Raw genomic sequence first — 15,121 nt, 5'->3', positions numbered from 1 at the left:
CGGAAATTCATGAATTAGCAATGCTTTTATTATATTTTGTATAGATTCTGAGTCAAATACCCAGGATCTATACAGAATCTAAATTTACCAGATGGGGATGTGTTAATAGGTCATATTGATGATCAAGTAGATGTTCCATTGGATTATCTATTAGGATGTTTTTTTATACCTAAGATAGGCAAAATCTAAGCAAGAAATCCCATAAACGATAAATTCCAATTTATAAAAAATTTAATCAATAAATAAATCTATCTTAACCAAATAGTATCACATTTCTTAACAAAAGCATAGTTAATTGAGAATAGTTATTAAAACCTAACTAAGTTATTCAGAGGTTGTATGACAACAGGTAATCATGTAATTTTCATGCACCCAGATGGAACCAGTCCATCTCATTATGCTTTTGCCCGATTTGTAGATCATGGTCCCGACGGACGTTTGAATTGGGATAAAATGTCCAATGCTGGTGTTTACCTGGGTCACATGGAAGACCAACTGGGTGGAACATCTAACGGTGGTGCTGTCACCCACGCTACAGGTGCTAAAGTTTATGCTGAGTCTTTTGGTTATGAAGCCGAGAATGCTCCTATAGTTTCCCTCAATGGTAGCAACCAAACGATCGTAGAATCGGCGATCGCAGCTAACAAAGTAACCGCCTTAGTTCAATCTGGAGCTATTTTTGAACCTGGTACAGCCGCCTTTGTAGCCAAAACAGAAGAAATTGTCAACGCTGATGGAACTCGCATTGTACCTCGATCCCAATCTGCGGAAATTGCCAAACAGGTAATTGAATCAGGTGTTGACTTCATCATGGGTGGTGGTGAACTCAACCTTTTACCTGTTGGTACTGATGGTTTCCATGGTACAGCCGCTCAACTGGATGCTCTGAGTACCAATTCTCTAGTACGTCCAACTGAAAACTTAATTGAATTAGCAAAAAGTTTAGGTTACACAGTTGTTTACAACGAAGAACAACTCAAAGCTTTACTTGATTTAGCTACACCCCCAACAAAAGTATTGGGTGTATTTGCACCTGTCCACACCTTCAACGATCGCCCTGAAGAAGTTCTAGCAGAACGGGGTTTACCTCTCTATCTGGAAACAGCCCCCACCATTGCCGAAATGTTGGATGTCACCCAGAAGTTGATGGAAATGCACCCCAACTTTGACAATGGTTCGATTACCATTGTAGAAGAAGAAGGTACAGACAACTTCGGTAACAACAACAACGCTCCTGGTACTTTAGAAGCCTTGCGTCGTGCAGATGCAGCCATTGGGGTAGCAATCGACTTCATTGAAAAGTATCCTAACACCTTAATGGTGACTGCTGCTGACAGTGATGCTGGTGGTTTACAAGTACGAGATCCCCGCACTGGTGAAACAGTAGGTACTGTCAACAACAACCCCACCACAGAATCCCGTAACGTACCTTTAGATGGACAAACCGGATCTGACACTGCGCCTTTTGAATCTGCACCAGATGTTAATGGTGATACTTTCAAGTTTGGTATTGGTTGGGCAGGTACACCAGATTTTAGCGGTTCGATAGTTTCTAAGGCTCATGGTCTAAATGCAGACAAATTACCTGCAACCTTAGACAACACCAAAATTTATGAGTTGATGTATGAGACTCTATTCGATGTTGAATTAGAATCTCGTAACCCTGACCCCACACCAGCACCCCAAGCCACCAAACAAACCGGGAATGTGATTTTTATCCATCCAGATGGTACAAGTCCTTCTCATTTCATGGCGCTTCGTAACGTTGACAAAGGCCCTGATGGTAGACTCAATTGGGATAAGATGTCCAATGCCGGTGTGTATCTGGGACACATGGAAAACCAGTTAACTGGTACTTCCAATGCTGGGGCAGTAACTCATGCTAACGGTGTTAAAGTCTTTAATGAATCCTTTGGTTTAAATGAAGATAACTCCACTATTACACCTGCTTCTGGTAAAGTTGGCTATACAATTTTAGAAGAAGCGATCGCTGCTGGTAAATCAACCGCCCTCATTCAATCAGGTCACATTGGTGAGCCTGGAACAGCCGCTTTTGCTGCTGCCACCACTAACCGCGTTGGCAATAACCTCCGCGCCCGTGATAAAACCGCTGAAATTGCCGAACAGGTGATTCGCTCTGGTACTCAAATCATCATGGCGGGAGGTGAAGTATACCTACTGCCTCAAGGTACCACTGGCTTCCACGTTACTGCCGAAATTGATGCAGCTTTCGATGCTCCTGAAGATCGTCCTAGCATTAACCTAATTGATTTAGCAAAATCCTTGGGCTATACCGTGGTTTACACGGAAGAGCAAATGAATACTGCTGTGGCAAGTGCCACTGCTTCCACAAAGTTGCTGGGAATCTTTGCTGCCAACCACACCTTTAACGATCGCAACGAAGAACAACTAGGACTCAATAGTGCCAATCCTCTACCCCTATATCTAGATACTGCACCCACAGTAGCAGAGATGCTAGAAGCATCTTTAAAGATTCTCAGTCAAGACCCCGATGGCTTCTTTGTGGTCATGGAAGAAGAAGGTACTGATAACTTCGGTAATCCTAACAATGCTGTGGGTACGATTGAAGCCTTACGTCGGGCTGATGCAGCGATCGGTGTAGCAATGGATTACGTCAATACCCAAGATCCCAATACCTTAATATTGACAGCTGCTGATAGTGATGCTGGTGGGATGCAGGTTTTCCAATTCGCACCTTACACCCGTCCTTCTGGCAACTCTACATCTACTCCTGCATTGGCAGATACCGAGCCTAGTGCGCCATTCATCGGTGTTAACCCCACCACAACCAACACTAACCGCGCAGTTTTAGATGGTATCAACGGCAGCACAGGTACACCAGAAGCACCTTGGAGACCTTTCCCATCTGTAGATAGCATAGATGGACCAATGGGTAACTTTGGTGTGGCTTGGGTCGGTACTCCCGATTTTCCTGGTAGTATTGTTTCTAAAGCCTATGGGATGAATGCAGATAAATTACCCAGCACTCTGGACAATACTGAGATATATGACCTCATGTACCAGACCATGTTCGGTGCCACACCAGAACAGGTCGCACCAAAATTAGTGTCAGGAACTCCTGGTGTTGACACATTAATTGCGGGTGTTTCTGATACCACCTTTGATGGTATTAATGATACCGTGTTTACTGGTGCTGGTAGTGATGAAATTGACTCATACTCATATGCAGCCACTTCTCCCATGGCTGGCCGTAACCGCATTAACTCCGGTAGTGGCGATGATATCATTTATGTCAACAAGGGCGATCGCGCTTTTGGTGGCACAGGCAATGATGAATTTGATGCCACAGAGTCCAAAGGTGGAAACCGGATGTCTGGTGGTGCTGGTAATGATATTTTTTACCTCGGTATGAGCGATCGCGCTTTTGGTGGTGAAGGTAACGACCAGTTCTACGTCCAATCTGGTGGCGGCAACCTCCTCTCCGGTGGTGCAGGTGCTGACCAATTCTGGATCGTTAACGGTGAATTACCAGACGCTTATAACACCATCCTTGACTTCCAAATGGGTGTAGATGTGATCGGTATTTCCGGTAGTGCTGGCTTGGGTATTACCGCCGCTACTTTAGACTTAGATGTAATGAACGGTAACACCAAAATTATGTTTGGCGGTCAAACCCTAGCTATGGTTAACGGTGTAACCGGCTTGGATGTTAACACCAATGTAGTTTTTGCCTAATTCATCTCAACTTCCCAGTGTAGTTTTTAGCTAGAATCAGCCAGGAAACAATAACCTTATTTGTGTTATATTTTTCCTGGCTCTTTTGCAGATTAAAGACTGCCCGGATTGTATACAAAAATAATTGAAAAGCTCTATTTTTTACGAAAACAATGGCAATATTTAACGGTACTCCTGGAAATGACGAACTGTTCGCAACTGCAAGCGGTGACACTTATAACGGATTAGAGGGGAATGATATCCTAGACGGCCTATCAGGAACAGGAAATAACATCCTAAATGGTGGAGATGGTGATGACGAAATATTCGCCTTTAATAATGATCAAGCTATAGGTGGCGCAGGTAACGATGTTTTAACATCTGAAGGCGAAAACAATACTTTATCTGGTGGAGATGGTAATGATATTATTTTTCCTAATCTTAATGACACTGTAGATGGTGGAGATGGTGATGATGAAATATTCGCTGGTCTTGGAGGTAGTACCTTCACAGGTGGTGCTGGAAAAGATACATTCTGGCTGGCTAATGCTGAACTTACCGAAGAGCCAAATACAATTACTGACTTTACTCAAGGAGATGATAAAGTCATAGTTGCTGGCATCCCCCAAGTTACAGAATTTTCGGACTTGATCCTAGAGCAAACTGGAGACGATACAACAGTTAAGGCTGATATTAATGGTACTGTCCGAGAATTAGGAATTTTAAAAGGTATTCAAGCTAATACACTTACTCCTGACGATTTGGGCTTTGAGACTTCTATTTTCTCCATCACTTCAGCTTCAGCAACGGAAGGAAATACAATTACTTTCACCGTCACCCGCACAGGAGATGCACAAGCTAATCAAAGTGTAACTGTGTCCACAGCCATAAATACAGGTGATACAGCCAGCACTACAGACTTCACAGCCAAAACCGAAATTCTCACCTTTGCAACAGGAGAAACAACTAAAACCTTTACTGTTGAAACCATTCAAGATGAACTATTTGAAGCAGATGAAACCTTTAGTGTAATTTTAAGCGATGCTTCCAATGAGTCCATTATCAGTCCTACCGCAGGTGCAGCGAAAGGAACAATAACTAACGACGACCCAGCACCAGTATTTAGTATTGCTTATGAACAAGGAATAGAAGGAACTCCAATGACCTTCACCATCACCCGCACGGGAGATGCACAAGCTGAACAAAGTGTAACTGTGTCCGCAGCCATAAATGAAGGTGATACCGCTAGTGATACAGACTTCACAGCCAAAACCGAAACTCTCACCTTTGTAACTGGAGAAACAACCAAAACCTTTACAGTTCAAACCATTCAAGATGAACTGGTAGAAGAAGACGAAACCTATAGTGTGAGTTTAACTGATCCTACGAACGGTGCAATCATTAGTCCTACCGCAGGTGCAACTCAGGCACTTATCATTGATGATGATTCACGTTCTGTCTTTTCTATTGAGTCAGCGTCAGCAGAAGAAGGAACTGGAATCACTTTTACTATCACTCGCACAAGAGATGATATAGCTAACCAAAGTGTAAATGTATCCACAGCCATAAATGAAGGTGATACAGCTAGTGATACAGACTTCACAGCCAAAACCGAAACCCTCACCTTTGCCACAGGAGAAACAACCAAAACCTTTACTGTTCAAACAACTGAAGATATTTTATTTGAAGCAGATGAAACCTTTAGTGTGATTTTAACCAATGCTTCAAATGAGCCTATTATTAGTCCTACAGCAAGTATAGCGCAAGGAACAATAACTAACGATGACCCAGCACCAGTATTTAGTATTGCTCCAGCTTCAGCCACAGAAGGAAGTATAATTACCTTCACTGTTACTCGTACAGGAGACGCACAAGCCAACCAAAGTGTAACTGTCTCCACAGCCATAAATACAGGTGATACAGCTAGTGATACAGATTTCACAGCTAAAACCGAAACCCTCACCTTTGCAACTGGAGAAACAACTAAAACCTTTATAGTTCAAACAACACAAGATACTTTGTTTGAAGGAAATGAAACCTTCACTGTTAGTTTAACTAATTCTACCAATGGTGCAACTATCAGTTCTACTAACGACACTGCTCTGGGAACTATAACTGATAATGATGCAGCACCGATATTTTCAATAGCTTCTGCATCAGCTACCGAAGGAAATGCAATTACCTTCACTGTCACCCGTACTGGAGATGCACAAGCTAACCAAAGTGTAACCGTCTCTACAGCTATTGGTACAGCTTCCGCAAATGATTTTACACAAAAAACCGAAACCCTCACCTTTGCCACAGGGGAAACCAGTAAAACCTTTACAGTTGAGACAATTCAAGATTCTCTGTTAGAAGCAGATGAAACTTTTAGCGTCAGTTTAACCAACGCCACTAATGGCGCAATAATCAGTTCTACCAACGCTACTGCGGTGGGAACTATCATTAACGATGATGTAGATCCTGCTCCTCAGTCTACCATCCAATTTGGTACTACTGGCAATGATAATATTACCCTTGAGCCAAATCAAATTTTATTCACTGGAGATGGAGAAGATCAAGTAACTAACAGAGAAAACAACACAATCTTTACCGGAAACGATAATGATCAAGTGTTTTCTGGTAGTGGTTCTTCTGTTTTTACAGGAGAAGGTGAAGATATCATCACGATTGGTTCAAATGGACCAGTCAATGATACTAGCGTTGATGGTGGTGTAGGTGATGATCAAATCACTTTGCTTGAAGCTAGTGGTAGCAATAATCTGTTTGGTGCAGCAGATGATGATAGATTAGAAGTCGTTGAAGGTTCTAATCAAATGTTATTCGGTGGTTCTGGTGATGACATCCTTATCAGTGGCGGTAGTAATAACCGTCTCTATGGTGGCACTGGTAACGATGAACTTACTGGCAACATCAATGATTTCCTATCCGGTGGTGATGGGGATGATATACTTTTTGCGCTAGGTGGTGGTAATCGTTTGGCTGGTGGTAATGGTGCAGACCAGTTCTGGGTTGCTAATGCTAGTCTTCCAACCTCCAAAAATATTGTCACCGACTTCGCTATTGGTTCTGACGTGATCGGTATTGGTGGTATTGCGGGAGTCACTCAGTTTAGTAATTTGACATTGATGCAAGATGGTAGTGATACTTTGGTGAAGATAGGTAGCACTGATGTCGCATCTTTAATGGGAATTACAGCTACTAATCTCACAGCTAGTAATTTTGTCATACAGTAGACAATTGCTGGAGACGTTCCATGGAACGTCTCTAATGGTCTGTTCAATAAATTTTGACTGATAAAGAAACCAACCGCAAAGGACGCAAAGAGCGCGTAGTAAGAAGTAAGAAGTCTGTAGGGTGCGTCAGACAGAATAATTTAGGCTAAAATCACTAATTTTCAGATTCTGACGCACCTGACTTCATCTAAATTAGTGCGGTGCGTCAGATACAAAAAATCTGTTGTTTGCTGAATTATCGGGTCTGACGCACCCTACAAAAGATAAAATTTATCATCCTTATGTAATAGACATCTCCAGAAACTAAATATGCGTGACCTAAAACCCCTGTAGAGACGTTCCATGGAACGTCTCTACAATCTTTACCGGAGATGTCTAATAGATTTTGTTAATGCGTAACTCCTAATAATTTAATTCAACTTTGTCTGCTGCTTTTTTCGCTTTCTCTCTGGCCTCTTGAATATTATCAGCTTTTGCTAAGGCTACTCCCATGCGTCGATAGGGGTGGGCTGTTGGTTTTCCAAAAAGTCTGATATCTACATCTTTTTCTGCTAAGGCTTCAGCAACACCTGTAAAGGTAATCGAGTCGGATTTTTCTGAGGCTAAAATCACTGCACTTGCTGACGGTGCTAGTAGTTCAATGTGGGGAATGGGTAAGCCTAAAATTGCTCGCAGATGTAGTTCAAATTCATTCAAATTTTGGGAAATTAATGTCACCATTCCTGTATCATGGGGTCTGGGAGAAAGTTCAGAAAAAATTACTTCATCTTGAGTAATGAAAAATTCTACTCCAAAAATACCCGCACCTCCTAAAGCATCAGTAACTTTTTTTGCTATTTCTTGGGCTGCTAATATTTTACCTTCTGAAATCCCTGCGGGTTGCCAAGATTCTTGATAATCTCCTCTTTCTTGTCGGTGTCCAATGGGAGGACAAAAAATTGTCGGTGCATTCCATTGTTTAATTGTCAGTAAGGTAATCTCTATCTCAAAGTTGATAAATTCTTCAATAATTACCTTTTGACTGTCTCCTCTAGAGTTAGCAATGGCATAATTCCAAGCTTCTTCTATTTTTGTTGGATTATCCACTACAGATTGACCTTTACCAGATGATGACATGACTGGTTTAATAACGTTAGGAAACCCAATTAGTTCTGAAACTAAAATCAATTCTTCTAAACTGACTGCATAACCATATTTAGCTGTTCTAATTCCTAATTCTTTATATGCCAGTTCTCTAATTCTGTCCCGGTTCATGGTGTAATTAGTGGCCGCAGCAGTGGGAATAACTGTTATTCCTCGTTTTTCAAATTCTAGTAATTTTTCTGTTCTAATGGCTTCAATTTCTGGAATGATAAAGTCTGGTTGATATTTGGTGACAACGGTTTCTAAGTCTTCAGCACTCAGCATAGAAATTACTTCGCAACAGTCGGCTACTTGCATAGCAGGAGCATTAGAATAACGGTCAATAGCAATTACATAATTACCTAAACGTTGAGCCGCAATTACAAATTCTTTACCTAGTTCTCCTGAACCTAGTAACATGAGTTTCTGGGGCAGTTTTGGCGATTTATTCATAATTTAATTAAGTTTTTGAATGGGTAAATTTAGGATAATTCTCATTTGTAACTATAAATTATAGATGAAGTAATTAAACACAGATTAACGCAAATTAACGCGGATGAATGTGATGGGTTTAATCGAAAACTGCTGTAATTTGTTTAAGGTGGGCAATTGCCCACCCTACTTGTATTTCATCTTTCTGCTAATAATGCTTTGGTAGCAGACTCACCTAAGATTTTGACTTGTTTGGTCAATTGGATATTTAACAAGGCTAAAACGGTAAATTCAGCTAAAAAGGCGATGAAAATTGTTGTGATTCTCGATTCAGCGATCGCTGGCCAAGGAAAGGTAGAAAACAGCCATACAGTCGGGTTGTTGGCTGGATCAACATCGAGAAATAACATAATGGTTACTGGTAGCAAGATCGTTGTGAGGATAGCACCGATCGCCCAAATATATCGTTTGGGATTTTTCACTAACAAGACTAATTGAGTCACTGTCGCATAAATTACCATCAAATTGACAAATAAGACTACTGAAAGAAAGCCTTTCGCTTGACTCACATCTAAGTAGTTCGGGAAAAAAGTGATCCAAATCATTAAAGGTATAGAAGCAATGACTAAATTAATAGCGATCGCTAACACCGCAGGGCTTTTTTCACCCCAAACTAAATCTGTCCATAAATCTTGATTAATTTGATTCTGATGTCTATATCTTGCCCAGTCTAGTATGGTTTGACGGGGATGGGAAAGAATGAGAATTAACCCAAAAATTAAAACAAAATTTAGCACTGCGACCATCAAAGGATCTTCCCCGTGTTTACCTTGCAATACTTGCATTGTTATGCCTAAAAACATCACCTGACAAAAAGCCATAAATAAATAACTTTGCTTCTTGCTCAAAATAGTAGCATTTGGATTGTGGTAACAACGTTTTATTACCTGCCAAATCCCATAGGTGATAACTCCGTAATGAATCAACTGAAACCCAAGTAAACCGATCAAATTTTTGCCAATTGGAAAGTAGAAAAATTGGATATCTTGTAGCGATGATTGATTGATATATGATCCATTATCAAAACTACGCATACCAAACAAATTTGGAAACAGATAATTTATCATTTCCCAAGGACTTAATAACCTCACCCAATTCAAAGGATTACTTAATAGACTATCACTTGATGCCATGGCCATTGTCATCAACAAAAACACTAAAACCCCAGCACTACCCAACCAGGGTTGGAAATTACTAAACCAGCCACTAACTAAACCAAAAAGCAAGGCCGCACTGTAAAATAAAATGCAGCTTGTAACAAGAACAGCATAATAACTGAAAATGTAACTAGAAGCAATATTAGCTGAATGTCCAGCCCAAAAATGTAGAGGAATTGCTGTCAAGACAAACAAATAAATTAAACATGGTACTCCTAGCAACTTACCAGTCAAAATACTTGTTCCTGACTGGGGACTAAGACGAATAAAATTCATTGTACCCCGTTGTTTTTCTCTGACTAAATCATTGATCAGTAAATAAGTTCCCGCAACTGATAAAGTAAACACAAAAATCACACTAAATGCCAAGAAATAATACTCCCATTTGACTTGCCAAAATAACGACCAGTCGATTTCATTGGGTGGACAAATATTCTTTTTTAAGAAACTCTCCAAATTGGTGATTTCTGTAGTGACTTGATGTAATTGTGCCTGTAGTTGGGGGATAATTGTAGAGTCAGTTAGTTGAATCTGCCGATAATTTTCTATTTTTAGGTTTAGTGAGTTTTGCTGGTTGTAAAGTTGGTTTTGTTGTTGAGTATATATATTTCTTAACCGACAGTAGGTAGCTTTTAAAGGGTATTGATCATCAGGAAAATCATGTAGTTGGTACAAAAAAACTATGAGTTGCAATAACAAAGAAGAGCCAACAGCAAGCAATACATTAAAAGGTTTCAGCCGTCCTTTAAGTTCTCGGAACAGTTGGGGATTCCATTCGCTTACCGTTTCAACAAAATTGGATATCATGGTCAAAATCTCCAGAAAATTATTTTGAATTGGTTAAGATGCTTGTTTATGACCTAATTTGAGAAAAATAGTTTCCAAGTCTTCTTGAGTGCAGTGAAAATCAGTTACAGGAATATTAGAGTTAATGAGCGATCGCAATAAATCAGCGCAGTCTTCCTCTGTCCCAGAAAAATTAATTCTGACAGTATTTTTATTCAGTATTAACTCATATTCCTCAACCCAAGGATTTTTTTTCAACTCCCTTACTAATACCTCTAGATTACCCAAAGTAGAAATAAAAACTTGCTGTTTAGACAAACGTTGATAAAGTTTTGTTAGTGACGTACTTTCTACTAAAAAGCCCAATTCCATGATGCCCACAGAAGTACACAATTCAGCCAAATCACTAAGAACATGAGAAGAAATTAAGATCGTCATCCCCGCTTCTTGCAAAGCCTTAATAATTTCCCGAAACTGCATTCTCGCAATCGGGTCAAGACCAGACACAGGCTCATCTAAAAGTAATAAAATTGGTTCATGGATAATAGTCCGGGCTAAACTCAGACGTTGCTTCATCCCCCGCGATAAAGTAGAAATTTGGCTATGACGTTTATTACCCAGTTGGACTAATTCTAAAACTTCATGTAAACGTTGAGTGCGACGCGGTTCTCGCAACCGATACAACCGGGCAAAATAATCTAAATAGTCCCAAACCGTTAGATCCTCATACAGTGGGTAGTCATCAGGTAAGTAGCCAAGACGACGTTTAAAAGAGGGATTTAGTTCATGGAAATTACCGAGGCGATCGCCATTAATATAAATTTCCCCCGTCGTTGGTTCTTCTGCTGTAGCCAACATCCGAATTAAGGTAGTTTTACCAGCACCATTGGGTCCAATTAACCCGTAAACCTCACCCATTTGGATATCTAAATCAACATCATTCACAGCCACGTGTTTTTCAAACTGTTTAGTCAGTCCACGAGTGCTAATTGCTAATTCTTTTACCATAGCTATTAAAGTTCGGCTTCTGTGTGAGATATAACCTAACCCTTTTCTACAACATCTATCACACCGGTTTCGGAAATGGAAACTCAACCTTTCATAAAACTCCTAAATATACAAGTAGGGTGGGCATTGCCCACCAACACCCGAATAGGTTTAATACATTTCAAATCTCAGTGCCAGCCTAATTGATCGTGGGATTAACATCTTTAGTCTTGAACCGATAAACAGAAGCTTTAAGTGCAAACTCTGGTAAAGCCAACATTCTTCGCCAACGCCAAGGTTCTTTATACAGGCGATATAACCATTCTAAATTGTTATTTCCCAGCCAACGAGGAGCGCGAGTTTTTATACCAGACCAAATATCAAAACTACCACCAACACCAATCCAAACAGCTTGGGGACATAAAAGACGGTTTTTAGCAATCCATAATTCTTGCCGAGGAACTCCTAAACCCACAAAAATTACCTGTGGCTGTATCTTGGCTAGAGTTTGTTGTAATTTTTCTTCCTCTTCTGTGGTATGATAACCAGAGTGAGTCCCAACAATCCTTAAATCTGGAAGTTGCTGCTGCCAATATTGTGCTGCATTAGCCGCCACTCCAGGCGCACCCCCATAAAAAAATACCTCAATCGCTGTATTTTGTTGCCCAACTTCTTGCAACAACTCCTCAGCCAATTCAATCCCTGGACAACGGTTAACTTTTTTTCCTAACAGCCATCGCAAGTATAAAACAACTCCTGCACCATCAGGAATCACTAAATCAGCATTTTGAATTACCCCAGCCAAAGAACTATTGCGTTCAGCTTGTATAGACATTTCCGCATTTAGTGTAACTACGTGAATGCCCCTTTTGTTTTGTAGACATTCTAACAACCATTTGGGATAACTCGTCATAATATGAACTGGCAAGCCCAGTACCGACAATGCTTGAGGTCGTTGAAACATATATTTATTCTTAATTAAACTCACACCAAATCCTATAGATGGTTTAGTCTATCAAAATTTTCCTAACTTGGTATCACCTATCCGCAATCAACTAAATTTTTCAAAACCTGAATTTAACTCAAAGAGCAACTGACGTTATATAATTATTCTCATTTACGGTTCTTTACTTAGTCCACACAATTTTCCTTGGCTATGGCACATAAAAATATCTTAATCAAATCAGGCTTATTCTGAAACTTGCTCTGTGACTATCAAAATTTAGATTAGATATGAATAAAATTAGCATCGTTCTGATCGAAGATGATGACCTCACCCGTTTAGGTATTTGTACAGCATTAAATCAAAACCAAGAACTGGAAGTAATAGGAGAAGCCATCAATGCCAAAAAAGGCTTGAAAGCCATCAAAACTTTATTACCAGATATTGCCATTGTCGATATCGGTTTACCAGACAAAGATGGTATCGAGCTAACCAGGGAAATAAAAGCTTTAGTTGATCGGAGAAAACTAGCTACAAAGGTGTTAATTTTGACACTAATGGACAATAAAGAATCAGTCTTAGCGGCCTTTGCTGCCGGGGCAGACTCCTACTGTATGAAGGATATCAAATTTGATAACTTACTGACAGCGCTGCGGGTAACTCACAATGGAGATCCTTGGATTGATCCAGCGATCGCTCGTTTTATCTTACAACAAGCACAGCAAAACCGACATCAACCACAATCTTCATCATTACTACAAAATAAACAGCCTATAAATGCTGATAATTTAACAACCAGAGAGTTAGAAGTGTTACAATTAGTAGTTGAAGGTTATACGAATGCTATAATTGCAGAAAAACTTTATATTACCATTGGGACTGTAAAATCTCATGTCCGCAGGATTCTCGGCAAATTGCGTGCTGATGACCGTACTCAAGCAGCAGTTTCCGCCCTACGTTCTGGTTTGGTAGCCTAATCAATTTAGCCATGTCTGGCCATTCAAATATTTCAAAAGAAGAGTCAAATATGGGCGAAAAAGACTTAAAAAAGCTCAAGCTCCTGGTAGTAGACGATGAATCAGAAAACCTAGACCTGCTCTACCGCACTTTTTGGCGAGACTTTAAAGTATATAGAGCCAATAATGCCTATGAAGCCTTAGAAGTCTTAGACAAAGAAGGTGAAATGGCAATAATTATCTCTGACCAAAGAATGCCAGAAATGAATGGCACTGAATTACTCGGTCTCATAGTCAACCGGTTTCCCGATACAATTCGGATTTTACTAACTGGTTTTACAGATGTCGAAGATCTAGTCGATGCCATTAACTCAGGTCAGGTATTCAAATACATCACCAAACCCTGGAATCCTGAAAATCTCAAAGCTTTAGTCAGACAAGCAAGTGATACTTATATTTTAATCAAAGAACGCACACAGGAACTGCGTCGGGCTTTGCGACGAGAATCTTCATTCAATGCCGTGACATCGGCTATCCGCGAATCCCTAGACTATGAAAGTATGCTGCAAAAAATTGTCGCTACTATTGGACAAACATTTGCTGCTACCACTTGCATCCTCCGACCAGTAGAAGACGACCTTTTAATACCAGTTCAGTTTTCCTATTACGATCCTCAATTTGATCCATCTAGCGTTATTTTTGATTCCAGTTCCTTAATTGCAGAAGTTCTCGAAAATAGGTATTATCAATTAACTCACGAGACTTGTAATGATATCTCTTGCCACTATTTAGTAGTACCACTGATCTATCAGCAACATCTACTCGCGGTGATGTCGATTTCTCAGTGCCAAGATCAGCATTCTTGGGAAGAAGAAGACATTCAACTAATTACTGGTCTGGCCGAACAAGCTGCTTTAGCGGTTTCCCAAGCCAAACTTTACCAAAGTCTCCAAGAAAAGCAACAACAACTCCGGGCTGAGTTAGAAGTAGCCCGACAAATTCAAAATAACCTCCTCCGTCAAACATTACCTGATATCGAAGGAGTAAATGTGCAAGCTTGTTGTTACCCAGCCCAAGAAGTAGGAGGCGATTTTTTTGAAGTATTTGTTCATCCTAAAGATCACCTATGGATAGCAGTAGGAGATGTTTCTGGTAAGGGTGTCCCCGCTGCTTTATTCATGGCTAGTGCTATTTCCTTACTGCGTCGGGAATTAGCTCAAGATTTACCAGATGAGCCAAATGTAATTATGCAGAATCTCAACCGCGCTCTATGGGATGATTTAGAGGGGAATAATTGCTTTATCACCTTGGTTATAGCCTGTTATATGCCTAGCACTAGAAAACTAACCTATGCTAATGCTGGCCACATTTATCCCTTGTTCTGGTCAGGTCAGCCCACTTCAGAAAATCAACCTCATTACCTCAAAGTCCGCAGTGTTCCTTTAGGAATTTTACCTCAGTGGCAAGGACAGTTGGGTCAGTCAATTCTTGCTCCTGGAGATACATTACTACTAACCAGTGATGGGATTACAGAAAGTAAAGTATCACATTTTTCTAATAATTCCGTCAATTCTGAGGGTGGCACGCAACAGTCTAAACGGACTATGCTAAATCAAGATGGTTTGTGGCAAATCTTACTAGAACAGCCTCAACCACTTTCGCTTCAACATTTACTAGCACGTATCCAAGCCAACAATGATGTTCAAGAAGATGATCAAACCATACTCTCTTTGGAGGTTCTATAAG

8 protein-coding genes are annotated in these 15,121 nt (G+C 40.3%); 4 read left to right on the top strand and 4 right to left on the bottom strand.

Annotated features, from left to right (window positions below):
* Window positions 1-339 precede the first annotated feature (339 nt).
* Together VB711_RS15480 and VB711_RS15475 are read left to right on the top strand one after the other, a co-directional pair.
* Window positions 340-3,717 (top strand): alkaline phosphatase, encoded by a 3,378-nt coding sequence (locus VB711_RS15480; RefSeq protein ID WP_323287022.1) that lies wholly within the window; start codon window positions 340-342, stop codon window positions 3,715-3,717.
* Between the two features lie 152 nt (window positions 3,718-3,869).
* Window positions 3,870-6,932, top strand: coding sequence for a beta strand repeat-containing protein (locus VB711_RS15475; RefSeq protein ID WP_323287021.1), 3,063 nt, complete (start codon window positions 3,870-3,872; stop codon window positions 6,930-6,932).
* Window positions 6,933-7,334: 402 nt separating this feature from the next.
* Here the strand turns inward: VB711_RS15475 and purT are convergent, their stop codons facing one another.
* The 4 genes from purT to VB711_RS15455 form a co-directional block, all read right to left on the bottom strand.
* On the bottom strand, window positions 7,335-8,507 hold the full coding sequence (gene purT / locus VB711_RS15470) for a formate-dependent phosphoribosylglycinamide formyltransferase (protein ID WP_323287020.1): 1,173 nt from the start codon (window positions 8,505-8,507) through the stop codon (window positions 7,335-7,337).
* A gap of 176 nt (window positions 8,508-8,683) precedes the next feature.
* Window positions 8,684-10,510 (bottom strand): ABC transporter permease subunit, encoded by a 1,827-nt coding sequence (locus VB711_RS15465; RefSeq protein ID WP_323287019.1) that lies wholly within the window; start codon window positions 10,508-10,510, stop codon window positions 8,684-8,686.
* 33 nt (window positions 10,511-10,543) lie between these two features.
* Complete coding sequence (locus VB711_RS15460; protein WP_323287018.1) at window positions 10,544-11,497, bottom strand: ABC transporter ATP-binding protein; 954 nt, start codon at window positions 11,495-11,497, stop codon at window positions 10,544-10,546.
* A 178-nt stretch (window positions 11,498-11,675) separates the two neighbouring features.
* A complete protein-coding gene (locus tag VB711_RS15455) occupies window positions 11,676-12,440 on the bottom strand; it encodes a WecB/TagA/CpsF family glycosyltransferase (protein ID WP_323287017.1) in 765 nt (254 codons plus the stop codon).
* Window positions 12,441-12,709: 269 nt separating this feature from the next.
* Here VB711_RS15455 and VB711_RS15450 point away from each other — a divergent pair, with 269 nt between their 5' ends.
* A complete protein-coding gene (locus tag VB711_RS15450) occupies window positions 12,710-13,396 on the top strand; it encodes a response regulator transcription factor (RefSeq protein ID WP_323287016.1) in 687 nt (228 codons plus the stop codon).
* Window positions 13,397-13,446: 50 nt separating this feature from the next.
* Window positions 13,447-15,120: a SpoIIE family protein phosphatase gene (locus VB711_RS15445; RefSeq protein WP_323287015.1), complete on the top strand. Its 1,674-nt coding sequence runs from the start codon at window positions 13,447-13,449 to the stop codon at window positions 15,118-15,120.
* Window position 15,121 lies beyond the last annotated feature (1 nt).

Origin of the sequence: Cronbergia sp. UHCC 0137 (assembly GCF_034932285.1) — a bacterium.
Taxonomy (GTDB): domain Bacteria; phylum Cyanobacteriota; class Cyanobacteriia; order Cyanobacteriales; family Nostocaceae; genus Cronbergia.
The sequence above is the reverse complement of the archived record's forward strand: the minus strand, read 5'-3'. Positions and strand labels throughout refer to the sequence as shown.